Source organism: Pseudoxanthomonas japonensis (assembly GCF_043632995.1).
GTDB lineage: Bacteria > Pseudomonadota > Gammaproteobacteria > Xanthomonadales > Xanthomonadaceae > Pseudoxanthomonas_A > Pseudoxanthomonas_A japonensis.
Genome location: NZ_CP171632.1, coordinates 2,421,467 through 2,443,833 on the forward strand (window position 1 = coordinate 2,421,467; position 22,367 = coordinate 2,443,833).

A 22,367-nucleotide genomic window follows, 5' to 3' on the forward strand; every position below is an offset into this window, starting at 1 on the left:
CCGGATCGCGGGCGTTGCGACGCCACACCTGTCAACGAGGTCTCCATGTCATCTGCTTCCACGCGCTTCTCCTCCCGCAGCATCGCCACGCGTGTGATGTACGGCACCGCCATCGTCGCCCTGCTCGCCTTCGGCGTCGCCGCGGCCGCCAGCTACCTCCGCAGCAGCCAGTCGCTGCTCGCCGGTGCGCGCACCACGATGGAGGGCTTGGCGAACCTGGAGGCGCAGCGCATCTCGGGCGAGCTGACCGGCGCGTTCGACACCAATGCCGCACTCGCGGGCGCACTGCTTGCACAGCGCAGCGGCGACGGCATCAGCCGCGCCGCCGCCAGCGCCATCTTCAAGCGCCAGTTGGAAGCCCACCCGGAATGGGTGGGCGTGGGCACGTTGTGGGAGCCCGACGCCTTCGACGGCAAGGATGCGGACTACGTCTCCGCTCCCGGCCACGACGATACCGGCCGCTTCATGAGCTACTGGGCATGGAGCGACGGCGCGCCGCTGGAAGAGGCCCTGCGCGACTACGAAGTCCCCGGTGCCGGCGACTGGTACCTGCGGCCGCGCGAACTGAAACGCCAGGTCGTCGCCGAACCCTATGTCTACAAGATCGCGGGCAAGGACGTGCTGATGACGACCCTGTCCACGCCGGTGCTGGACGAAGGCAAGTACGTCGGCGTTATGACCGTCGATTTCGCCCTGCAGTCGCTGCAGGCGCGCATCGCCAAGCTCACGCCGATGGACGCGGGATTCGTGCGTTTGCTGACGCCGGCCGGCGTGGTCATCGCCGACCAGGATGCCGCCTCGGTCGGCAAGCCGTTCGCCGGCGCGCAGGCCGCGGAGGTGATGAAGCAGATCGCCGCCGGCGAGCCCGTGTTCCGCGAATCCACCAACGCAGGCGGTGAAGCGGTGATGGAAGCCTACGTGCCGCTGCAGATCGGCGACGCGCAGGAGCGCTTCGCACTCGGCGTGGTGGTGCCGCGCGCCGTGCTGATGCAGGAAGCCCGTGCCGTGCTGTGGACGGTGATCGCGGTTGGCGCGCTGGGCGCCGCCCTGCTCTGCAGCGCGGTGTTCTGGCTGTTGCGCCGCCAGGTCGCGAAGCCGCTGGCCGGTGCGGTGCGCGTCGCCGACGACATCGCGCGCGGCAAGCTGGACAGCGACATCGATGCCAGCGGCAACGACGAGATCGGCACGCTGATGAAGGCCATGCGCAGCATGCAGGCCAACCTGCGCGAACGGATCGAGCGCGACGCCGTGGTGGCGAAGGAGAGCCTGCGTATCCGCACCGCGCTGGAGGACGTGACCACCAACGTCATGATCGCCGACGCCGACCGCACCATCGTGTATGCCAACCGCCCGCTGATGAAGATGCTGGCCGATGTCGAACAGGACCTGCGCCGCGACCTGCCCGCGTTCGACGTGCGTACCGTGGTCGGCAGCAGCATCGACATCTTCCACAGGAAGCCCGAGCACCAGGCGCGCATGCTGGCGCAGCTGCAGGGCACCCATCGCGCCCAGATCACCGTCGGCGGCCGCATCATGCAGCTGATCATCAACCCGGTGACCGATGGCGACGGCCAGCGCATCGGCTACGTGGTCGAGTGGGCGGACCGTACCCATGAGGTCATGGTCGAACAGGAAGTCACCCGCATCGTGCAGGCCGCCGCGCAGGGCGACCTGAGCGGACGCATCGCCGAGACCGGCAAGCAGGGCTTCCTGCTGATGCTGTCGCAGCAGGTCAACGGCCTGCTGTCCGCGATCGCCGGCAGCGTCGAGGCCGTCTCCGGCGTGCTGCAGTTGCTGTCCAAGGGCGACCTGACCGCGCGGATGGAAGGCGACTTCCATGGCGTGTTCGCCACCATGCGCGACGATGCCAATGCCACCGTCGCGCAGCTGACCGACATCGTCGGCCGCATCCAGGACGCCTCCGGCTCCATCAACACCGCCGCCGGCGAGATCGCTTCGGGGAATCTGGACCTGTCGCGGCGCACCGAACAGCAGGCCGCCAACCTGGAGGAAACCGCCGCCTCGATGGAGGAACTGACCTCCACCGTGCGCCAGAACGCAGAGTCGGCGCGCCAGGCCAACCAGCTGGCCATCGGTGCCGCCAGCGTGGCGTCTCAGGGTGGTGATGTCGTCGGCAAGGTCGTCACGACCATGACCGACATCGAACAGTCGTCCAAGAAGATCGCCGAGATCATCTCGGTCATCGACGGCATCGCCTTCCAGACCAACATCCTGGCGCTGAATGCCGCCGTGGAAGCGGCACGCGCCGGCGAGCAGGGCCGCGGCTTCGCCGTGGTCGCCTCCGAAGTGCGCACGCTGGCCCAGCGTTCGGCCAACGCCGCCAAGGAGATCAAGGGCCTGATCGAGAATTCGGTGGAGAAGGTTTCCGATGGCTCGGCGCTGGTGAACCAGGCCGGCGCGACCATGGCCGAGATCGTGGCCAGCGTGCAGCGCGTGACCGACATCATGGCCGAGATCTCCGCCGCCTCGCAGGAACAGTCCGCCGGCATCGAGCAGGTCAACCAGACCATCACCCAGATGGACGAAGTGACCCAGCAGAACGCCGCACTGGTGGAGGAAGCCACCGCCGCCGCCCGCTCGATGGAAGAGCAGGCGCAGGCGCTGGCCGACGCCGTGTCGACCTTCCGCCTGGATGGCCAGGGCAGCGTGGCGCGGCTGGTGCAGGAGCGTGTCACCCGCATCGCCGCCGGCGGTGCGCCGCGCCTGGTGTCCGAACCGCACGCCAGCTGAGTCCGCTAAAGAAACCCCGCCCGGGGCCGATCTAGGCCTTGACCGGTTCCGCCCCGGGAACCCCGCCCCCTTACCGGCTGCCACAGGAGCCCGACGAATGAGCGACAAGAAGACCCAGGCCGCGGCGAGCGCGGACGAGTTCCTCAGCTTCACCCTGGGAGACGAGCACTACGGCGTGGACATCCTGAAGGTCCAGGAAATCCGCGGCTACGATTCGGTTACCCGCCTGCCGGATGCGCCGGACTACATCAAAGGCGTCATCAACCTGCGCGGCACTATCGTGCCGGTGATCGACCTGCGGCTGAAGCTGCGGCTGAAGGAAGCGCGCTACGACGCCTTCACCGTGATGATCGTGCTGAACGTGGAAGACCGCGTGGTCGGCATCGTGGTGGACAGCGTGTCGGACGTGCTGGCGTTGAACGCCGAGCAGATCCGTCCCACGCCCGAATTCGGCGCCAGCGTCGACACCCGTTTCATCTCGGGCATCGGCACGGTGGACGAGCGCATGCTGATCCTGCTCGACATCGAAACGCTGATCGACAGTGCCGACCTCGGCCAGCCGTTGCCGGAGCAGGTGACCGCCTGATCCTCCGCCACGCTGCCGGCAGCAGGGTGTTTCCTGAAGACCGCGGACCGCGAGGCCCGCGGTCTTCGCTTTTGCGGCAACCGCCTGGCAGGACATGCGCTTTTGGTCGCATGCCCCGTCGACTCACTGAAAGTTCCCGCGTCGCGGCCGATAACCCTGAAGGGATGCCACGCGTCCCGCCCTCCTCCCTGCTGTCATTCCGCCGTCCGAGATTGCCATGACGTTTGCCGCCCGCGTTGCCACCACGCTTTCCAACCTGCCGCTGAAGCGCCGCTTCCTTATCCAGACCGCCCTGATCGCCTTCGGCACGGTTGCGCTCGCCGTCATCGCGGCGCGCATGCAGTACCTGGACCTGAACTCGACACGCCAGGCCGGACTTAAAGCGCAGACCGACATGGCGCTGGGCGTGATCGGCAGCTACGCCAGGCAGGCCGAAGCCGGCACGCTGGACGAAGCCGAAGCGAAGGCGCGCGCGCTCGCCGCCCTCGCCGCCATGCAGGCCAACGACGGCGTGGACTACTTCTTCGTCACCGACGAAGCCCCCGTGATGCTGATGCATCCGTCGCGGCCGGACCTGATCGGCAAGCCGCTGGGCGAGGTGGAAAGCCCCGACGGCAAGCGGATCTTCCCCGAGTTCGTGCGCGTGGCGAAGGCCGGCGGCGGCCACGTCGATTACAGCTGGGCCAAGGCCGGCGAAGAAGACCCGGTACCGAAGACCTCCTACGCTGCGCTGTACCAGCCGTGGGGCTGGGTGGTCGGCACCGGCGTCTACCTCGACGACACGCAGGCGCAGGCGCTGCAGTTCACCTTCATCATGACGATCGCGGGCGGCCTGCTGGTGCTGCTGAGCATGGCGATCAGCTGGGTCATCGGCCAGTCGGTGCTGGAACCGGTGGCGCGCGCCCTGTCCGCCATCAAGGGCGTCTCGCGCGGCGACCTGAGCGTGCGCACCGGCCACCATGGCCGCGACGAGGTCGGCCAGATGCTGAAGGCCACCGACGAGATGGTGCACATGCTGGAGCGCTTCTCGCACGAGACGCGCGACATGATCCGCCTGCACGAGGCCGAGGACATCGGCCACCGCATGCCGGAGGACTTCCCCGGCGTGTACGGCGAACTGGCCGGCGGCATCAACACGATGATGTTCGAGCACCTGGATGCCTTCCGCGACGCCATCGGCATCCTGGAACGCTACGCCAACGGCGACCTGAGCGAAGACGCCCGCCGCCTGCCCGGCACGCGCGCCTTCCTGCACGAGGCGATGGACGCCGCCAAGCAAAGCCTGCTGGCCATCAATGGCGAGATCAAGCGCCTCGCGCAGGCCGCGGCGGCCGGCGACTTCACGGCTCGCGGCGCCGAAGCCGGCTTCCGCCATGACTTCCTGCAGATGGTGCAGGGCCTGAATACCATGATGGCCACCAGCGACCGCAACCTCGCCCAGCTGTCGGCCCTGTTGCGCGCCATCGCCGATGGCGACCTGGCCGCGCGGATGGAAGGCGACTTCCATGGCGTGTTCGCCACCATGCGCGACGACGCCAACGCCACCGTCGCCCAGCTGACCGACATCGTCGGCCGCATCCAGGATGCTTCCGGCTCCATCAACACCGCCGCCGGCGAGATCGCCTCCGGCAACCACGACCTCTCGCGTCGTACCGAACAACAGGCCGCGAATCTCGAAGAGACCGCCGCCTCGATGGAGGAACTGACCTCCACCGTGCGCCAGAACGCCGAATCCGCCCGCCAGGCCAACCAGCTCGCCATCGGTGCCGCCAGCGTGGCCTCGCAGGGCGGTGATGTCGTCGGCAAGGTCGTCACGACCATGACCGACATCGAACAGTCGTCCAGGAAGATCGCCGAGATCATCTCGGTCATCGACGGCATCGCCTTCCAGACCAACATCCTGGCGTTGAACGCCGCCGTCGAAGCGGCCCGTGCCGGCGAGCAGGGCCGCGGCTTCGCCGTGGTCGCCTCGGAAGTGCGCACCCTCGCCCAGCGGTCGGCCAACGCCGCCAAGGAGATCAAGGGCCTGATCGAGACGTCGGTGGAGAAGGTCTCCGATGGCTCGGCGCTGGTGAACCAGGCCGGTGCGACCATGGCCGAGATCGTGGCCAGCGTGCAGCGCGTGACCGACATCATGGCCGAGATCTCCGCCGCCTCCCAGGAACAGTCCGCCGGCATCGAGCAGGTCAACCAGACCATCACCCAGATGGACGAAGTGACCCAGCAGAACGCCGCGCTGGTGGAGGAAGCCACCGCCGCCGCCCGCTCGATGGAAGAGCAGGCGCAGGCACTGACGGAGTCGGTCTCGGTGTTCAAGCTGCACGCCACGGCCAGCGCCCCCCTGCGCAAGGCCATCGCCACCGCCTCCGTCGCCACGCCGAAGCCGGCCGCCAGGGCCGTCGCCCGCAAGCCGCTTGCGCGCACGCCGGAACCCGCGCTCGCCGACGGCGACTGGCAGGAGTTCTGACGCATCAGGGATCACGTGCCGCATTCCACGTCCGTCCCGTGACCGCGTTCAAGTAACCCGGACCATGGCCGATATGTCACCAGAAGGCTCCCTTTCCCGGCTCCCGATGACCGTCGCAATCACCGCCCACGACGACGCCCACCGCCAGCCCCGGGTGCACGGCAAGGACAGCGCATGCTTCGTCGCACACTGAACGCGCTGACTCCGCTGCGCGACGCACAGACGCCGGTCGAACCGGCACAGGACAGCCTCTGGCATGTCCTGGAGCAGTCCGTCGACGCCGCGTTCGTCATCGACAGCCGCCATCGCGTCGTGCTGTTCAACCCCGCCGCGGAAGCGCTGTGGCGCTGCCGGCGCGAGGACGTGCACGGCCTGCCGTTCACCCGCCTACTGAGCGAGGTACAGGCCGGCGGCACCACCGAATCGACCCTGGCGGCCCTGATGGGCAGCCATCGCGACGCGACGCTGCTGCGGCCCGACGGCAGCGAAGCGGCCTGCTCGGTCTCGATGTCGAAGGTCGTGATCGGCGACCACGTGTTCCACACGGCCTTCGTCCGCGACACGAGCGACCAGCAGCGGCAACTGGCGCGGCTGCGCCAGCTGTCCATCGTCGTGGACAGCAGCGACAACGCGATCTTCATCAGTTCGGCCGACCGCGAGGTGGTCTACGTCAACAGCGGCTTCACCCGCATGCTCGGCTACCGGCTGGAGGAACTGCGCGGCATCAAGCCGTCGGACCTGCTGTCCGGGCCGCACACCGACGGTTCGCTGGACGAGCGCATCAGCCGCGCGATGGCCGCCGGCGAGGGCCTGCAGACCGAAGTCCTGCTGTACACCAAGGCGGGCCGCCCGCTCTGGCTGTCCGCGGCGATCAACCCGGTGCACGACGAGGACGGCTCGCTGCTGGGCCTGGTCAGCGTGCTCAGCGACATCACCCAGACCAAGATGCACCAGGTGCTGCACAACAAGGTGCTGGACGCGCTGGTGCACGAGTGGAGCGTCGCCGACGTGATGACGCTGATCTGCCGCGAGGTGGAACACATCGCGCCGGAGCTGACGGTGTCCATCATCACCGTCGACAGCGAGGGGCTGATGCATGCCCTCGCCTCGCCGAGCCTGCCGGAGGCGTGGGCGCGCAAGATCAATGGCCTGCCGATCGGTCCGCGCGCCGGTGTCAGCGGCGTTGCCGCCTGGCGTGGCCGCGCGGTGCTGGTGAAGGACATCGCCAGCGATCCGCTGTGCGCCAACACCCGCCACCTGACCACGCCGCTGGGCCTGCGCGCGTGCTGGACGCACCCGATCAAGTCGAGCAGCGGCCGCGTGCTCGGCACGCTGTCGTTCTACTACCGCGAGAACCGCGGCCCCGAGGAACTGCACGAACGCCTGGCCGACACGTGCCTGCACCTGTGTTCGCTGACGCTGGAGCGCGAGCAGACCAACGAGCGCGTGCACCAGCTCGCGTTCTACGACACGCTGACCGGCCTGCCCAACCGCATCATGTTCAGCGCCAAGGCCGAACAGGCGTTGGCGAACGTCGCGCAGGGCAACGGCACCGCCGCCGTGCTGTTCATCGACCTGGACCGCTTCAAGCGCGTCAACGACGCGCAGGGCCACGCCGCCGGCGACGGCCTGCTGCGCGACGTCGCCGCGCGCCTCAGCGAGGAACTCGGCGGCATCAACATCGTCGGCCGCCAGGCCGGCGACGAATTCGTCGCGGTGCTGCCGATGTGCAGCGCCGAACAGGCCGGCAGCGTCGCCGAACGCCTGCTGGGCGCGATCGCCGCGCCCACCACCGCCGGCCTGATGACCTTGCATCCCAGCGCCAGCATCGGCGTGGCCATGTTCCCCGACGACGGCCGCGACATCGACCTGCTGGTGCGCCATGCCGACATGGCGATGTACCGCGCCAAGCGCGACGGCGGCAGTGGTTTCCGCTTCTTCAGCGTCGACATGAACCGGCTGGCGCAGGAGCGCGTCTCGCTGGAGGCCGCGCTGCGCGATGCGCTGCGGCTGGACCAGCTGAACCTGCAGTACCAGCCGCAGGTCGGCGGCTGCGGCGGCCAGCAGCTGTACGGCGTCGAAGCACTGCTCCGCTGGCACCACGCCGATCTGGGCGTCATCCCGCCATCGCGCTTCGTGCCGGTGGCCGAGGAATGCGGCCTGATTGCCGACCTCAGCCTGTGGGTCCTGCGCCAGGCCTGCGCGCAGATGGCGGACTGGCGCCGGCGCGGCATCGACATCCCGCGCGTGTCGGTCAACGTGTCCGCGATCAACTTCCGCGACCCGCAGCTGTCGCTGCAGATCTCCGACCTGCTGGACGAACACGGGCTGGTCCCCGACGACCTGACGCTGGAGATCACCGAGAGCGTCATGCTCGATCCGGACCCGGACGTGCTGGAGAACATCGAGGCCATCTACGTGCTGGGCGTGCGCCTGTCGCTGGACGACTTCGGCACCGGCTATTCCAGCCTGAGCCACCTGCATCGCCTGCCGATCAGCGAACTGAAGCTGGACCAGAGCTTCGTGCGCGACATCGACACCAGCGCCATCGCGCGCACGCTGACGTCCTCGGTGCTGCGCATCGGCGAAAGCCTGGGCATGAAGGTGGTGGCCGAAGGCGTGGAGACCGAATCCCAGCACCGCTTCCTCACCGAGCAGCGCTTCCCCGTGCTGCAGGGCTACCTGTTCTCGCCGCCGCTGCCGCCCGGTCCGCTGGAAGACTGGCTGCAGGCGCAGGGCTACGCCGCCATGCGCGAAAGCCAGGCCGACGCCGCGCTGGCGTGATTCCCGGCCCGCGGTCCGGCGACGGGCCAGGACATGCGAAGTGTGACCCCGGTTCCAATCACGCACATCCGTGACGCCCGATGCGACGGCCTTCTCAAGTTTGATGGTGCAGGGCCGATCTCAGGCGGTGAGTCCTTCCCTCCTTTTCCCTGCCCATCCGGAGTTACTGGCATGAAGATCGCATCCGTCCTGACCCTGTCCATCGCCGTCGTCGGCGCCGCCCTGCTGATGCCCGCAGCCCCCGCCAGCAGCCAGTCGCAGATCGACAACGCCATCCCGGCCGACATGGCCTCGCGCTTCACCGGCAAGGCCGGCACGGTCTGCGGCAAGGTGGGCAAGGCGCGTTTCGCGGAGAACACCGAAGGCACGCCGACCTTCCTGTACATGGGCGGCAACTTCCCGCGCCACACCTTCACCGCGCGCATCCCGGGCGACGCCCGCGCCAAGTTCAAGCCGGCCCCGGAAGAACTGGAAGGCAAGGACGTCTGCGTGATCGGCACCATCGAGCGCGACCAGTCGCGCGCCGAGATCGTGGTGAACTCGCCGTCCAACCTGAAGCTGGCCACGATCCGCTGATCCGCTTCACGGGCAGGGCGCGACGCCCTGCCCTGTCCTGGTTGCCACTGAGAGCGGCGCGGCGCGCGCCCCGGTAAAGGAAAAAGAATCCCATGCAGCGGATCAAGAACCTCAAACTGACGACGAAGATGATGCTCGCCTTCGGCGTCGTGCTGGCCCTGATGCTGGTCCAGGGCATCGCCGCCTTCGTCGGCCTGAACTCGTTGAACGGCGTGACCACCCAGGTCACCGACAACGTGCTGCCCAGCGTGAAGGCCGCGGGCGACCTGCGCGGCATGCTCGGTGAATTCCGTACCACCGCCTACCGCCAGCACGTGCGCGCCAGCGACGCCGTCAAGGCCGAAGCCAAGAGCCGCGCGGCCGCACAGGAAAAGGAGATCGATGCGGCCATCAAGGATTACGCCAAGCTGATCAGCACGGCCCCGGAGAAGAAGGCGTATGAGCAGTTCGTCAAGGACTGGGCAGCCGCCAAACAGTCTTACGGCGAAGTGCAGGAAATGCTGGACCTGGGACTGCCGGATGACGCCGTGGACACCTTCATCGGCGCCACGCGCGAGCAGCACACCAAGGCGGCCGATGCGCTGACGGCGATGATCGGCATCGTCGATGCCGAAGCCAAGCAGGCCAGCGCGAGCGCCGACAGCACCTACACCGCCTCCAGCACGCTGACGATCGTCATGCTGCTGGCCGGCATCGTCGGCGGCCTGGCCCTGGCCTGGTTCTTCGCCCGCGCCATCGCCAATGCGGTCGGCGAAGCCGTGCGCGTGGCCAACGACGTGTCCGCCGGCAAGCTGGACGGCAGGATCGACACCAGCCGCCAGGACGAAGTCGGCCAGCTGCTCACCGCCATGCAGCGCATGCAGACGCAGGTGCAGTCGGTGATCGCCGCGCAGAGCGAGATGGCCGCGCGCCACGACGAAGGCCAGATCAGCTACCGCATGGACGACAGCGCATTCCCCGGCGAGTACGGCCGCATGGTGCGCGACACCAACGCCCTGGTCGCCTCGCACCTGCAGGCGATCGGCGATGCGCTGAAGATCATGCAGCGCTATTCGGTGGGCGACCTGAGCCAGGACATGCCGGAGCTGCCCGGCGAGAAGGCCAACCTCACCGAAACCATGCACGCCACCAAGACCAACCTGTCGGCGATCAACGGCGAGATCAAGCGCCTGGCCATGGCCGCCTCCTCCGGCGACTTCAGCCAGCGCGGCGACGTGGACAAGTACCAGTACGACTTCCGCGACATGATCGACGGCCTGAACCAGCTGATGGAGACGACCGACGAGAACCTGGCCGAGGTGTCCGAGCTGCTGAAGGCCATCGCGCGCGGCGACCTGACCGCCCAGATGGAAGGCGACTTCCATGGCGTGTTCGCCACCATGCGCGACGACGCCAACGCCACCGTGGCGCAGCTGACCGACATCGTCGGCCGCATCCAGGATGCTTCCAGCTCCATCAACACCGCCGCCGGCGAGATCGCCTCGGGCAACTCGGACCTGTCGCGCCGTACCGAGCAGCAGGCCGCCAACCTGGAAGAAACCGCCGCCTCGATGGAGGAACTGACCTCCACCGTGCGCCAGAACGCCGAATCGGCCCGCCAGGCCAACCAGCTGTCGATCGGCGCCGCCGGCGTGGCATCGCAGGGTGGCGAGGTGGTCGGCAAGGTGGTGACGACGATGCGCGACATCGAGCATTCGTCGAAGAAGATCGCCGACATCATCTCGGTGATCGACGGCATCGCCTTCCAGACCAACATCCTGGCGCTCAACGCCGCGGTGGAAGCCGCGCGTGCCGGCGAGCAGGGCCGCGGCTTCGCCGTGGTCGCCTCCGAAGTGCGTACCCTGGCCCAGCGGTCGGCCAACGCGGCCAAGGAGATCAAGGGCCTCATCGAGACCTCGGTCGACAAGGTCGCCGACGGCTCCAAGCTGGTGAACCAGGCCGGCACGACCATGGCCGAGATCGTGGCGTCGGTGCAGCGCGTGACCGACATCATGGCCGAGATCTCCGCCGCCTCGCAGGAGCAGAGCGCCGGCATCGAGCAGGTCAACCAGACCATCACCCAGATGGACGAAACCACGCAGCAGAACGCCGCGCTGGTGGAAGAGGCGTCCGCCGCTGCCCGTTCGATGGAAGAACAGGCGCAGGCCCTGAGCGAATCGGTGTCGGTGTTCAAGCTGCACGCCCATGCCGCACCGGCCGCCGCCAAGCCGGCCAAGGCGGCTCCTGCTGCCGCCCCGGCGAAGCCGGTCGCACGCGTCCCCGCCAAGGCTGCGCTGGAACCGGCCCTGGCCGACGGCGACGACTGGCAGGAGTTCTGAGGCACGCGGCTTGCATCCGTCCGGCCGATGATCGATGCACCGTCCTGGTGACGGTGCATCGGTCGAGTACTCCATCAGTACCCGCTCTTTCGAGACGCCCATGTCCGTCAGTACCCGCTCCATCGCTCCGGTTACCACGACACGACGGACCACCGCCCTGCCCGACCGCGACGACGTTCCCGCGTCCGGCGCGCGCGACTTCGAGTTCGACGACCGCGACTTCCGCCGCGTCGCCGAGCTGATCCGCCAACGCGCCGGCATCGCCCTGGCCGACGGCAAGCGCGACATGGTCTACGGCCGGCTCTCGCGTCGCCTGCGCGCGCTCGGCCTGCGCAGTTTCAAGGACTACCTGGATCAGCTGGAACGCGACGGCGGCGACGAATGGCAGGCGTTCACGAACGCACTGACCACCAACCTGACCTCGTTCTTCCGCGAACCGCACCATTTCGAACGCCTGCAGGAAGAACTGGCCAAGCGCCGCCACGACGGTCCGCTGAAGATCTGGTCCTGCGCCGCCTCCACCGGCGAGGAACCCTATTCGATCGCCATTTCCGCCTGCGAGGCCTACGGCACGCTGACGCCGCCGGTGCGCATCCTGGCCACCGACGTCGACACGCAGGTGCTGGCCACCGGCGAGCGCGGCGTCTATCCGATCGAGCGCATCGCCGGTCTGGACGATGCGCTGAAGCGGCGCTACTTCCAGCGCGGCAGCGGCCCCAACGAAGGCAAGTGCCGCGTGCATCCGGCACTGCGGCAGCTGATCGAGTTCCGCCCGCTCAACCTGCTGGCGCCGCGCTACGACGTGGCCGGTCCGTTCGTGGCGATGTTCTGCCGCAACGTGATGATCTATTTCGACAAGCCGACCCAGCGCGGCATCCTGACCCGCCTGGTGCCGCACCTGGCCGACGACGGCATGCTGTACACCGGGCACTCCGAGAACTATCTGCACGCGGCCGACATCATCCAGCCCTGCGGGCGCACGCTGTACCGGCGTGCCGGAGCCTCCGCGTGAGTGCCGCCGCGGCCGCCTTCGCCGATGGCAGCGTGATGCGCTACCACGACATCCGCTTCAAGACCGAGGCGGCGAAGCTGCTGCCCACGCAGTACCTGGTGGTGGACGACCACACCGCGCTGGTCACCGTACTCGGTTCGTGCGTGGCCGCGTGCATCCGCGATCCGCTGCTCAAGCTGGGCGGCATGAACCACTTCCTGCTGCCCGACGGCAACATCGGCGACGGCGCGCCCGCGCGCTACGGCAGCTACGCGATGGAACTGCTGATCAACGACCTGCTCAAGCGCGGCGCCGCCCGCAGCCGGCTGCAGGCCAAGGTGTTCGGCGGCGCCAACGTGCTGAAGGGTTTCACCAGCAATCCGGTGGGCACCCGCAACGCCGAATTCGTCCGCCGCTACCTGGACGCCGAGCGCATCCCGGTGGTGGCCGAAGACCTGCGCGGTATCCATCCGCGCAAGGTCTGGTACTTCCCCGACACCGGCCGTGCGGTCGTGCAGCGCCTGCCGCATGCCCACGATGCCGAAGTGCTGGCCGCCGAATCCGCGGCCCGCGCCCGCCTGTCCAGGGCTCCCGTCACCGGGGGCGTGGAGCTGTTCTGATGAGTACGACCCCTTGCCGCGTGCTGATCGTCGACGACTCGGCGGTCGTGCGCCAGATCCTGACCGAAATCCTCTCCCGCGACCCCGGCATCGAGGTCGTCGGTTCCGCCGCCGATCCACTGCTGGCGCGCGACAAGATCAAGCGCCTGAACCCGGACGTGATGACGCTGGACGTGGAAATGCCGCGCATGGACGGCCTGGCGTTCCTGGAGAACGTCATGCGCCTGCGGCCGATGCCGGTGGTGATGATCTCCTCGCTGACCGAGCGCGGCGCCGACACCACCCTGCAGGCGCTGGCGCTGGGCGCGGTGGACTTCGTCTCCAAGCCCAAGCTCGATGTCGCCAGCGGATTGCAGTCGTATTCCGACGAGATCATCGCCAAGGTCAAGACCGCAGCAAAAGCGCGCGTGCGGCCGTTGGCCCGCACCGGTGCGCCGCGCGTGAACCTGGATGCCGCGCTGCCGGCGCCGCCGGCGCTGCGCTTCCGCACCACCGACCGCCTGATCGCCATCGGCGCGTCCGCTGGCGGCACCGAAGCCTTGCGCGTGGTGCTGGAACAGATGCCCGCCGACGCCCCCGCCATCGTGCTGACGCAGCACATCCCCGCCGGCTTCAGCCGCGCCTTCGCCGAGCGCCTGGACCGCCATTCGGCGATGGCCGTGCGCGAGGCCAGCGACGGCGAAGCCATCCTGCCGGGCCACGCCTACCTGCCGCCCGGCGGCCAGCACATGCGGATCATCCGCGACGGTGCCCGCTGGCGTGCCCGCATCGACGACGGCCCGGCGGTGAACCGCCACAAGCCGGCGGTCGACGTGCTGTTCCGCTCGGTCGCGCAGAGCGCGGGTGGCAACGCGGTCGGCGCCATCCTCACCGGCATGGGCGACGACGGCGCGCGCGGCCTGCTGGAAATGAGCCAGGCCGGCGCGCCGACGCTGGTGCAGGACGAAGCGAGCAGCGTGGTCTGGGGCATGCCCGGCGCCGCCATGCGGCTGGGTGCGGCCAAGGAAGCGCTGCCGCTGGAACGCATCGCCCAGCGCCTGCTGGACCTGGCGGCGGCGATCGCCTGAGCAGCGGAATCCCGGCTGTGGGACTGCTGTTGGAGCGACGTAAGTCGCGATGACGGGCTGTCGATGCCTGAATGAAGAGCATCGCGACTGACGTCGCTCCCACAACAGCGTGGCCGGGAAGCGGCTACCTCCGTCACAGATCGCCCGCAACCCCGAAACCGCCGGATTTCCCGCCTAAAGAGCCGATCCGCACGGCCGATACTCATCAGTGAGCTTCAGCAGAGAGCACCCATGTATTCGCGCATCCTGGTTCGTTTGGCGGCACCCCTCATCCTCACCCTGCTGTTCCCGGTGTCGGTCGGCTTCGACTGGCCCACCGCCCTGCAATGGGCGCTGCTGACGTCGCTGACCCTGGCCTGGCTGATCTTCGCCTGGCTGACCGTCACCCATTCGCACCAGATCTCCCCCGAGCACGCCAGCGTCGTGCGCGAACAGGATGCGCTGCTGACCGAACTGCGCCGCTTCGTCAACAACGAGATCGAAGGCTCGCGCAGCGAGATCGACCGCGCCCGCGAACTGATCCGCGAGGCCGTCGGCAACCTGGGCGGCAGCTTCGATGCGATGAACCGCAAGTCGCGCGAACAGAGCGCAGCGATCTCCCGCATCATCGACCGCAACGGCGAAGGCGACCGGGCCGGCGTGGACGTGGCGCGCTTCGCCCAGAACGCCAGCCAGCGCATGGAGCAGCTGGTCGAGGCGCTGGAACAGGTGGCCGGCCAGAGCGGCACCACCGTGCACCACATCGACGACATGGCGCAGCACCTGGACGGCATCTTCTCGCTGCTCGAGGACGTCAAGTCGATCGCCGACCAGACCAACCTGCTGGCGCTGAACGCCGCCATCGAAGCGGCCCGTGCCGGCGAAGCCGGTCGCGGCTTCGCGGTGGTGGCCGACGAGGTGCGCAACCTGTCCGAACGCTCCACCGCCTTCAACGAACAGATCCGCAAGCTGGCGCACAGCTCGAAGGAATCCATCGCCAAGGTGCGCGACACCGTCTCCAACATGGCCTCGCGCGACCTGGACCGTTCGCGGGAAGCCCGCAGCGAAGCCGCCGGCATGCTGAACCAGGTCGCCGCGATCAACGCCTCGCTGGGCGACGGCATGCGCGAGGTCTCGATGTGCGGCCACGCCATCGACGCCAGTGTCGCCGAAGCCGTCCGCTCGCTGCAGTTCGAGGACATCGCTACCCAGTCGCTGGGCAGTGCGACCACGCACCTGGACCGCCTGACCGCGATCAACAAGGAAGCCCTGGCCCTGCAGGAACTGCTGCACCGCTCGGGCGGCGCCACCGACAACGAACTGCTCAGCGCGCTGCGCCTGATCGGCAACCGCCTGCGCGACCAGCGCACGGAATGGGAGCGTCCGCCGCACAAGCCGGTCGCGCAGCAGAACATGGGCGCGGGTACGGTCGAGTTGTTCTGACCGACCGGGCCCACCGGCAACGACGCAACGGGGCGGCCAGCGATGGCCGCCCCGTTGCATTCGGGACGCCGCCGCGTCGTCATGTGCTGGCGCGCTGGCATACTGCCGCTGTTCCCGCTGCCCCACCGCCCATGTCGACGCCGCCTTCCTCCGAGTTGCTGTTGCAGCTGTTCCGCCTGCAGGAAGCCGACCGCCACCGCGTCGGCCGCGCCCTGCACAACCAGGTCGGCCAGGCGCTGTCGGCGATCCGGATGGGCGCGCACCTGGTGCAATCGGAAGACGATGCGGACCTGCGCGCCGAAGACCTGCTGGAGATCATCCGTGCCAGCGACGAAGCGGTGGCCATCGTGCGCGACCTGCACGCCACGCTGCATCCGCCGCAGCTGGACTCGATCGGACTGGACGCCGCCTTGCGGGCCGAGCACGAACGTCTCTTCCCCGGTGCGGCGCTGGCCCTCGCCCCGCTGCCGCACGCACCCGACACGGAGACCGCGCTGGTGGCGTTCCGCATCGCGCAGGTCCTGCTGCGGGCCGCCGTGGCGGCGGATCGCGCACCGGCGATGATGCTGGCCGGCGACACCGATGCGGCCGGCGCGTTCACGCTCGACCTGCTGATGCACACCGGCGACATCGCCGAGCTGCCCCTGCTGCAAGCGCTGGCCAGCGCAGTGGGCGGCGAGCTGACCGCGGCCGCAGGCGCATCGTGGCGACTTCGCCTACCCTATGGGCCCCTGCCCGTCGCGTCCGCCGATCCCGCGTGAATTCAGAACACGCCCACCTGCCCCGCCTGCCGCGCCTCGGCGCCGGCGAACCCGACCTGCAGCGCATGGTCGACGCCGCCACGTCGGACGGGACGCCGTTGATGCTGCTCTACATCGACATCGACCATTTCCGTTCGATCAACGAGAACATGGGCGTGGAAGTCGGCGACGAGGCGCTGGCGATCCTCAGCGACCGCCTGCAGCAGGCGCTGGGGCCGGAAGCGCGCGCCTGGCGCCACGGCAGCGACGAGTTCATCGTGGCGGTGCCGCGCGTGCCGGGGACGCCGCCGCCGGAGCGCTTCGGCGACCTGCTGCGCGAGCAGATCGAACTGCCGATGACGGTACTGCCGTACACGCTGTTCCTGACCGGCACGCTCGGCGTGGCCTTGTGCCCCGAGCATGCGGACACGCCGTCCAGCCTGCTGCAGTGCGCGGAAAGCGCCATGGAGCAGGCCAAGCACGAAGGCATGAACCTGGTGCGCCTGTACCGGCGCGGCGCGGCGATCACCGCCCGCAGCGACAGCATCATCGCCCGACAGATCGTCAACGCCATCCACCACAACGAGTTGCGCCTGTTCTACCAGCCGCAGATCAATGCGCACGACGGCCGCGTAGTCGGCATGGAGACGCTGCTGCGCTGGTACTCGCCCGCGCTCGGCCTGCTGGTGCCGGAGCGCTTCATGCACGTGGCCGAGAAGCTCGGCGTCATCGTGCAGATCGGCGACTGGGTGCTGCGCAACGCGTTCAAGCAGGCGCGCGTCTGGCGCGACTGGGGCTTCGACGACTTCGAGATCGCGGTCAACGTGTCGACGCTACAGCTGCTGCGCCCCAGCTTCGTGTCCGAGGTGCTGGAAGCGATGCAGGAAGCCGGCATCCCGCCGCAGATGGTGGTGCTGGAAGTCCGCCAGAACGCACTGGCCAAGGACATGAACCTGGTCCACCGCACGCTGGCGCAGCTGCACCGCGAAGGCGTGCGGCTGACGCTGGACGATTTCGGCATGGGCGACTCCAACCTGGATTCGCTGGTCCGCTTCTCGGTGGACAAGATCAAGATCGACCGCAACTTCGTGAAGGGCGTGCCGTCCGGCAACCGCGAGGTCGCCATCACCTGCGCCATCATCGCGATGGGCCACCAGCTGGGCATGAAGGTCATCGCGCACGGCGTGGAGACCGACACGCAGCTCGGCTTCCTGCGCCGCAACCAGTGCGACATGTTCCAGGGCCACCTCTTCGGCGAGCCGATGTCGGCCGAAGACGCCGGTGCGGTGCTGCGCCGCCGCTACCTGCGCGCCGACGCATTCGCCGCCACCAAGCCCGACCGCACGCTGCTGCTGCTGGACGACGAAGAGAACATCCTGCGCTCGCTGGTGCGCCTGTTCCGCCGCGACGGTTACCGCATCCTCGCCGCCAGCAACGTCACCGACGCGTTCGAACTGCTGGCGACCAACGACGTGCAGGTCATCCTGTCCGACCAGCGCATGTCGGACATGAGCGGCACCGAGTTCCTCGGTCGCGTGCGCCTGCTGTACCCGGACACCATCCGGCTGGTGCTGTCCGGCTATACCGACCTGGCCACCGTCACCGAGGCGATCAACCGCGGCGAAATCTACCGCTTCCTCACCAAGCCGTGGAACGACGACGACCTGCGCGAACACATCCGTCAGGCGTTCACCACCTACGAGAACCAGCCACACCACCGCGCGCATGCCTGAGCCCGGCATTCCGCTGCCGGACGGATGGTGCCTGTACCTGCTGGAATGCCGCAACGGCGCCTTCTACGCCGGCATCACCAACCGGCTGGACGCACGCTACGCCGCGCATGTCGCCGGCACCGGCGCGAAGTACACCCGCGCGAATCCGCCGGTGCGCGTACTGGCGACCCGCGGTTATCCGGACCGCAGCGCGGCATCGCGTGCGGAGGCGCAGCTGAAGCGGTTGCCGCGGGCGAAGAAGCTGGCGTTCTTTCAATAGTCCCGCCGTCATTCCGGCGAACGCCGGAATCCATCTTGATTTTGCGTGGCCCTTTGCCCAACGGGAAAAATCAGAATGGGTCCCAGCGTACGCTGGGACGACGAGAACCATCTATCGGTTCGCTCACGCCGCGTCTGCGGCCGGCTGCCGGATCGGCAGCGTAATCCGGAAACAGGCGCCGGCGCCGGGCACGTTGCGTGCTTCGATGCGGCCGTTGTGCTTTTTGACGATGCCGTAGGAGATCGACAGGCCCAGGCCGGTGCCGCTGCCGACCGGCTTGGTGGTGAAGAACGGATCGAAGATGCGCTGCAGGATCTCGTCGGGGATGCCGTGGCCGCTGTCCTGGATGTCGACCCAGACCTCGTCGCCTTCCACGCCCGTACTCACGGTGATCGTGCCGCGCTCGTCGATGGCGTGGCTGGCGTTGAGCAGGATGTTCATGAACACCTGGTTCAACTCGGACGGTCGGCACTGCACCAGCGGCAGCTTGCCGTAGTGCTTCTCCAGCGTGACCTTGTACTTCAGCTCGTTCCAGATGATGTTGATCGTGGAATCGAGGCCGGCGTGCAGGTCGGCGGACTTCCAGCTGTCGTCGCGGCCCGAGTACGAGAAATCCTTCAGGTTGCGCACGATCGCGGTGACGCGCTCGATGCCCTCTCGCGACTCGGACATCAGCTGCGGCAGGTCGCCGGTGATGAAGTCGATGTCGGACCGCGCACGCAGGTCTTCGATCTCCGGCAGCATCACCTTCGGGTCCGGCAGGCGCAGCGCGCGCTCGTAGACCTCGATCAGCGAGAACAGGCTGTGCAGGTACTCCTGCAGCGAGCCGAGGTTGGAGTGCACGTAGCCGATGGGATTGTTGATCTCGTGTGCGACGCCGGCGGCGAGCTGGCCGATCGATGCCATCTTCTCCGATTGCACCAGCTGTTCCTGCGCACCGGCCAGGCGCACCAGCGTCTGGCGCAGCTGGGCATGGCGACGCTGCAGTTCCTGCTGGCGCGCATGCGCCTCGCTGACATCGTGGAAGACCACCATGCAGTGGCCACCGCCCGGACTGTCGTGGAAATACGCGCGCACCTGCAGCACGACGCCGTCGGCCAGGGTCAGGTCGGTATTCCAGCGGCCGGTCGCGCGTGCGGTGCGGATCGCCTCCGCCGGCAACAGGGCCGACAGCGCCGGCAGCGCGTCGTCCTCGTCGTTGACCAGCGCGCGCGCCGCTGCGTTGGCATGCAGCGGACGGCCATCGCCACGGAGCAGCAGGTAGCCGTCGTCCATCAGTTCGGCCAGCGCCTTGAGGTCGGCGAAGCTGGGGATGTCCTCCGCCGTGCACGTGGCGGACGGGGAATTCAGGGGCGGGGCTGTGGCCACGGATGCATCGGGTGGCGGCGATGGGGCGCCAGTATCCGGCGCGGCCGCGGGAGCGGCAAGGTGCGGGGTCGCAGTTTTCGGATCCGGCACCGGGCTCAGGCGACCGCGAGCGGACGCGGTGCGGAGGTCGTCGAGGTCTGACCCTGCGCGTCGTAGGCGCCGTGGCTTTCGGTACGGCCCAGATGGCGCAGCGCCCAGTTCACTTCACGGCGCCGGCGCGCCAGCAGGATGCCGTTGGCGTGGTTCTTCTCGGCCAGATCGGCCAGGCTTTCGCGCAGGTCGTCGGGGAAACCGAAGCCGGCGGCGGCGCTTTCCAGCGCGCGCAGGGCATCCAGCTTGTCCTGCGTGCAGCGCACGAGCGCTTCCACGTCGTGCTCGACGATGGCGCGACGCTCCTCTTCCAGGGCCGCGGACAGTCGCTGGAGGGACGCGTGCGTCATCGTGCTCAGCCGCCCAGCTGGTCTTCCAGGCCGAGCATGCCGTCGGCGATCGCCTCGGCGTTGATCCTGTACGTGCCGGACTGCAGCGCTTCGCGCACGGCCGCCACGCGGGCTTCGTTGATCGCCGGCGCGGTCGCCAGTTCGCGCTGCATCGCCTGCAGACTGGTGGCTTCGCCGGTCAGGCGCAGGCTGTCGCCGGCCGCACTGGCCTGCACCGGACCGGAACGGTCGGCGCCCGCCGGGGCGACGCGGCCTCCGATGGGACCTGTGCTGCGAACGGCGGCCGGGGGAGTGCCTTCGATTTTCTGGTTCATGTCAGTGACCTGTAACAGGGTTCATGGGAGTTATCGGCCGCCACCCGGGGGACTTTAGTGACGGATCGCACAATTCCGAGGAAGGGCCGGGTTTCGCCCGATGTCCTTCCACCCATCGTCGGTATCGGCCCCATGCGGAACATCTTGAGGGCGAACAGGGAATTTTTTTCATCGGCTCACCCATACGTCGCCGGCTGCGCCCACGATGCCCTGCACCACCCGGCGCGAGGACAGGTTCTCGACGGTCACCCGCTCGTTCTCGCCGGCATCGGCCAGCGCCTTGCCGGCCACGCGCACTTCCACGCCACCACGACGGGACACCAGCGCCACGTTGTCGCCGCGGCGGATGAGGCGTTGGGCGACCAGGTCGGTCGAGGCCAGCACCGCGCCGGCCGGCAGCATGCGCCGGGCGACGCGGCCCACGGCCTGCGTGGGGTCTGCCACGGCGGCGCCGACGATGCGGGAGGCATCCCTCCGTTCGGCGACGAAGGCGTCGGCGGTGATGGTCTCGCCGGGCGCGATGCCACGCGCCAGCACCAGGACGGTCTGGCTGCGACGCACGCGCACCGGCACGAACAGGCGCCAGCCATCGGGGCAAACGACTTCGACGCTGTTGCTGCCCTGCACGCGTGCGACCAGCGCGGCACTGCATCGGGGCAGGCGCAGGGCGGGATCGAGCGTGGCCTCGGCCTCGCTGCCGTCCGGCAGGGCGCCGATGGCGGCGGCCTTGATGCTGTCGACCGGCTGGAAATCCGCGGCCAGCACGGCGCACGCGGTCAGGCCGCCGATCAGGGCGGTGGTCAGGCGCAGCAGCATGGGCGGGCTCCTTCGGTTCATCGGCGGGGGAAGGTGCAAAGGGTGTGCCAGAAATCCGCTGACATTCCCTTCTCCCCGCGTGCGGGGAGAGGGGAAATCATCCTCTCCTCAAGCGCAGATCGCGGGTGCCGATAAGTTGTGCATGACCCAGGACCTGCTCAACCGCATCGACCAGCGCACCCGCCTGGCCGGCCACAACCGCCTCGCCCTGCTGTTGTTCCGCCTGGGCGGGCGTCAGCTTTTTGGCGTCAACGTCTTCAAGGTGCAGGAAGTCCTGCGCCGGCCGTCGCTATTCCAGCTGCCCGGCCTGCCCACCGAATTCGTCGGCGTGGCGGACGTGCGCGGACGGTCGGTGCCGGTGCTCGACCTGGGCCTGAGCATCCGCCACCCCGAGCGCGACCCGAATCCCGAGAACGCCCCCAACTACCTGGTCGTCACCGAGTTCAACCGCTCGGTCCAGGGCTTCCTGGTCAGCGGCGTGGAGCGCATCGTCAACATCGCGGTGGAAGACATCCATCCGCCGCCGGAACTGGGTGCGGAAAACAGCTTCCTGACCGCGGTAACGCGGTTCCAGGGCGAACTGATCCAGGTGATCGACGTGGAGAGCGTGCTGGCCGATATCTGCCAGTCGCGCATGGACGCCACCCTCGCGCCGGAGATGGCGCTGCCCGCCGATGCCCCGCCGATGCAGGTGCTGGTGGTGGACGACTCCCGCGTCGCCCGCTCGCAGATCCGCAGCGTGCTGGAGCAGCTGGGCGTCACCGCCACCCTGCTTTCGGACGGTCGTCAGGCACTGGACCATCTCTTGCAGGTGCACGCGGCCGGCGAGAATCCGGCCGAGCGCTACGCGATGGTCATCTCGGATATCGAGATGCCGGCCATGGACGGCTACACGCTGACGACGGAAATCCGTCGCCATCCGGGGCTTGCCGGCCTGTACGTGCTGCTGCACACGTCGCTGTCGGGCGTGTTCAACAACGCCATGGTCGAACGGGTCGGCGCCAACGCCTTCGTGGCCAAGTACAGCCCGCACGAACTGGCCGAGCACGTGCTGTTCCGGCTGAACCAGGTGGTGTCGGCAAGAATGGCGGCCTGATGGCGTAGAGCGGAGCTTG

The 22,367-nt window shown here is 68.5% G+C and carries 18 protein-coding genes; 14 read left to right on the forward strand and 4 right to left on the reverse strand.

The window, feature by feature from the left end; genetic code table 11:
- Window positions 1–45 precede the first annotated feature (45 nt).
- The 13 genes from ACGHX3_RS11130 to ACGHX3_RS11190 all read left to right on the forward strand — a co-directional run bounded on the left by ACGHX3_RS11130 (window position 46) and on the right by ACGHX3_RS11190 (window position 18,314).
- Entirely contained in the window at window positions 46–2,751 is a 2,706-nt protein-coding gene (locus tag ACGHX3_RS11130; protein WP_394694990.1) for a methyl-accepting chemotaxis protein, read from the forward strand.
- Window positions 2,752–2,848: 97 nt separating this feature from the next.
- Window positions 2,849–3,337, forward strand: a complete 489-nt coding sequence (locus ACGHX3_RS11135) for a chemotaxis protein CheW (RefSeq protein WP_394694991.1) — start codon at window positions 2,849–2,851, stop codon at window positions 3,335–3,337.
- Window positions 3,338–3,554: 217 nt separating this feature from the next.
- Window positions 3,555–5,804, forward strand: coding sequence for a methyl-accepting chemotaxis protein (locus tag ACGHX3_RS11140; RefSeq protein ID WP_394694992.1), 2,250 nt, complete (start codon window positions 3,555–3,557; stop codon window positions 5,802–5,804).
- A gap of 174 nt (window positions 5,805–5,978) precedes the next feature.
- Window positions 5,979–8,588 (forward strand): EAL domain-containing protein, encoded by a 2,610-nt coding sequence (locus ACGHX3_RS11145; RefSeq protein WP_394694993.1) that lies wholly within the window; start codon window positions 5,979–5,981, stop codon window positions 8,586–8,588.
- A gap of 171 nt (window positions 8,589–8,759) precedes the next feature.
- Entirely contained in the window at window positions 8,760–9,164 is a 405-nt protein-coding gene (locus ACGHX3_RS11150; protein ID WP_162337318.1) for a hypothetical protein, read from the forward strand.
- Between the two features lie 92 nt (window positions 9,165–9,256).
- Entirely contained in the window at window positions 9,257–11,482 is a 2,226-nt protein-coding gene (locus ACGHX3_RS11155; protein ID WP_394694994.1) for a methyl-accepting chemotaxis protein, read from the forward strand.
- A 100-nt stretch (window positions 11,483–11,582) separates the two neighbouring features.
- Window positions 11,583–12,494 (forward strand): CheR family methyltransferase, encoded by a 912-nt coding sequence (locus ACGHX3_RS11160; RefSeq protein ID WP_394694995.1) that lies wholly within the window; start codon window positions 11,583–11,585, stop codon window positions 12,492–12,494.
- A 35-nt stretch (window positions 12,495–12,529) separates the two neighbouring features.
- Window positions 12,530–13,093, forward strand: coding sequence for a chemoreceptor glutamine deamidase CheD (cheD, locus tag ACGHX3_RS11165; protein ID WP_162337328.1), 564 nt, complete (start codon window positions 12,530–12,532; stop codon window positions 13,091–13,093).
- Window positions 13,093–14,160 carry a chemotaxis response regulator protein-glutamate methylesterase gene (locus tag ACGHX3_RS11170; protein ID WP_379608873.1) on the forward strand — a complete coding sequence of 356 codons (1,068 nt, stop codon included), beginning with the start codon at window positions 13,093–13,095 and terminating at the stop codon, window positions 14,158–14,160. Before cheD ends, ACGHX3_RS11170 begins: the two co-directional genes overlap by 1 nt.
- Window positions 14,161–14,391: 231 nt before the next feature.
- Window positions 14,392–15,582 carry a methyl-accepting chemotaxis protein gene (locus ACGHX3_RS11175; RefSeq protein WP_313927127.1) on the forward strand — a complete coding sequence of 397 codons (1,191 nt, stop codon included), beginning with the start codon at window positions 14,392–14,394 and terminating at the stop codon, window positions 15,580–15,582.
- Between the two features lie 131 nt (window positions 15,583–15,713).
- Window positions 15,714–16,343 carry a histidine kinase gene (locus ACGHX3_RS11180; protein ID WP_394694996.1) on the forward strand — a complete coding sequence of 210 codons (630 nt, stop codon included), beginning with the start codon at window positions 15,714–15,716 and terminating at the stop codon, window positions 16,341–16,343.
- Window positions 16,344–16,408: 65 nt separating this feature from the next.
- On the forward strand, window positions 16,409–18,055 hold the full coding sequence (locus ACGHX3_RS11185) for an EAL domain-containing protein (protein ID WP_162337326.1): 1,647 nt from the start codon (window positions 16,409–16,411) through the stop codon (window positions 18,053–18,055).
- Window positions 18,048–18,314 carry a GIY-YIG nuclease family protein gene (locus tag ACGHX3_RS11190; RefSeq protein WP_394694997.1) on the forward strand — a complete coding sequence of 89 codons (267 nt, stop codon included), beginning with the start codon at window positions 18,048–18,050 and terminating at the stop codon, window positions 18,312–18,314. The genes ACGHX3_RS11185 and ACGHX3_RS11190 overlap by 8 nt, the downstream gene beginning before the upstream one ends.
- Window positions 18,315–18,437: 123 nt before the next feature.
- Here the strand turns inward: ACGHX3_RS11190 and ACGHX3_RS11195 are convergent, their stop codons facing one another.
- From ACGHX3_RS11195 to flgA, 4 genes are all read right to left on the reverse strand, one after another.
- The gene (locus ACGHX3_RS11195; protein WP_162337325.1) at window positions 18,438–19,589 is read right to left on the reverse strand and encodes an ATP-binding protein; all 1,152 of its coding nucleotides are present in this window, start codon (window positions 19,587–19,589) and stop codon (window positions 18,438–18,440) included.
- 188 nt (window positions 19,590–19,777) lie between these two features.
- On the reverse strand, window positions 19,778–20,122 hold the full coding sequence (locus ACGHX3_RS11200) for a flagellar protein FlgN (protein WP_313927130.1): 345 nt from the start codon (window positions 20,120–20,122) through the stop codon (window positions 19,778–19,780).
- Window positions 20,123–20,127: 5 nt separating this feature from the next.
- Window positions 20,128–20,436 carry a flagellar biosynthesis anti-sigma factor FlgM gene (flgM, locus tag ACGHX3_RS11205; protein ID WP_162337311.1) on the reverse strand — a complete coding sequence of 103 codons (309 nt, stop codon included), beginning with the start codon at window positions 20,434–20,436 and terminating at the stop codon, window positions 20,128–20,130.
- A gap of 168 nt (window positions 20,437–20,604) precedes the next feature.
- A complete protein-coding gene (gene flgA, locus ACGHX3_RS11210; RefSeq protein WP_394694998.1) occupies window positions 20,605–21,252 on the reverse strand; it encodes a flagellar basal body P-ring formation chaperone FlgA in 648 nt (215 codons plus the stop codon).
- A 142-nt stretch (window positions 21,253–21,394) separates the two neighbouring features.
- On the opposite strand from flgA, the gene ACGHX3_RS11215 reads away from it, so the two are divergent.
- On the forward strand, window positions 21,395–22,348 hold the full coding sequence (locus ACGHX3_RS11215; protein WP_162337309.1) for a chemotaxis protein: 954 nt from the start codon (window positions 21,395–21,397) through the stop codon (window positions 22,346–22,348).
- Window positions 22,349–22,367: the final 19 nt, after the last annotated feature.

Coding starts and splice junctions, on each gene's coding strand:
- ACGHX3_RS11130 (WP_394694990.1), top strand. CDS start 46: ATGTCATCTGCTTCCACGCGCTTCTCCTCCCGCAGCATCGCCACGCGT.
- ACGHX3_RS11135 (WP_394694991.1), top strand. CDS start 2,849: ATGAGCGACAAGAAGACCCAGGCCGCGGCGAGCGCGGACGAGTTCCTC.
- ACGHX3_RS11140 (WP_394694992.1), top strand. CDS start 3,555: ATGACGTTTGCCGCCCGCGTTGCCACCACGCTTTCCAACCTGCCGCTG.
- ACGHX3_RS11145 (WP_394694993.1), top strand. CDS start 5,979: ATGCTTCGTCGCACACTGAACGCGCTGACTCCGCTGCGCGACGCACAG.
- ACGHX3_RS11150 (WP_162337318.1), top strand. CDS start 8,760: ATGAAGATCGCATCCGTCCTGACCCTGTCCATCGCCGTCGTCGGCGCC.
- ACGHX3_RS11155 (WP_394694994.1), top strand. CDS start 9,257: ATGCAGCGGATCAAGAACCTCAAACTGACGACGAAGATGATGCTCGCC.
- ACGHX3_RS11160 (WP_394694995.1), top strand. CDS start 11,583: ATGTCCGTCAGTACCCGCTCCATCGCTCCGGTTACCACGACACGACGG.
- cheD (WP_162337328.1), top strand. CDS start 12,530: ATGCGCTACCACGACATCCGCTTCAAGACCGAGGCGGCGAAGCTGCTG.
- ACGHX3_RS11170 (WP_379608873.1), top strand. CDS start 13,093: ATGAGTACGACCCCTTGCCGCGTGCTGATCGTCGACGACTCGGCGGTC.
- ACGHX3_RS11175 (WP_313927127.1), top strand. CDS start 14,392: ATGTATTCGCGCATCCTGGTTCGTTTGGCGGCACCCCTCATCCTCACC.
- ACGHX3_RS11180 (WP_394694996.1), top strand. CDS start 15,714: ATGTCGACGCCGCCTTCCTCCGAGTTGCTGTTGCAGCTGTTCCGCCTG.
- ACGHX3_RS11185 (WP_162337326.1), top strand. CDS start 16,409: ATGGTCGACGCCGCCACGTCGGACGGGACGCCGTTGATGCTGCTCTAC.
- ACGHX3_RS11190 (WP_394694997.1), top strand. CDS start 18,048: ATGCCTGAGCCCGGCATTCCGCTGCCGGACGGATGGTGCCTGTACCTG.
- ACGHX3_RS11195 (WP_162337325.1), bottom strand. CDS start 19,589: ATGGACGACGGCTACCTGCTGCTCCGTGGCGATGGCCGTCCGCTGCAT.
- ACGHX3_RS11200 (WP_313927130.1), bottom strand. CDS start 20,122: ATGACGCACGCGTCCCTCCAGCGACTGTCCGCGGCCCTGGAAGAGGAG.
- flgM (WP_162337311.1), bottom strand. CDS start 20,436: ATGAACCAGAAAATCGAAGGCACTCCCCCGGCCGCCGTTCGCAGCACA.
- flgA (WP_394694998.1), bottom strand. CDS start 21,252: ATGCTGCTGCGCCTGACCACCGCCCTGATCGGCGGCCTGACCGCGTGC.
- ACGHX3_RS11215 (WP_162337309.1), top strand. CDS start 21,395: ATGACCCAGGACCTGCTCAACCGCATCGACCAGCGCACCCGCCTGGCC.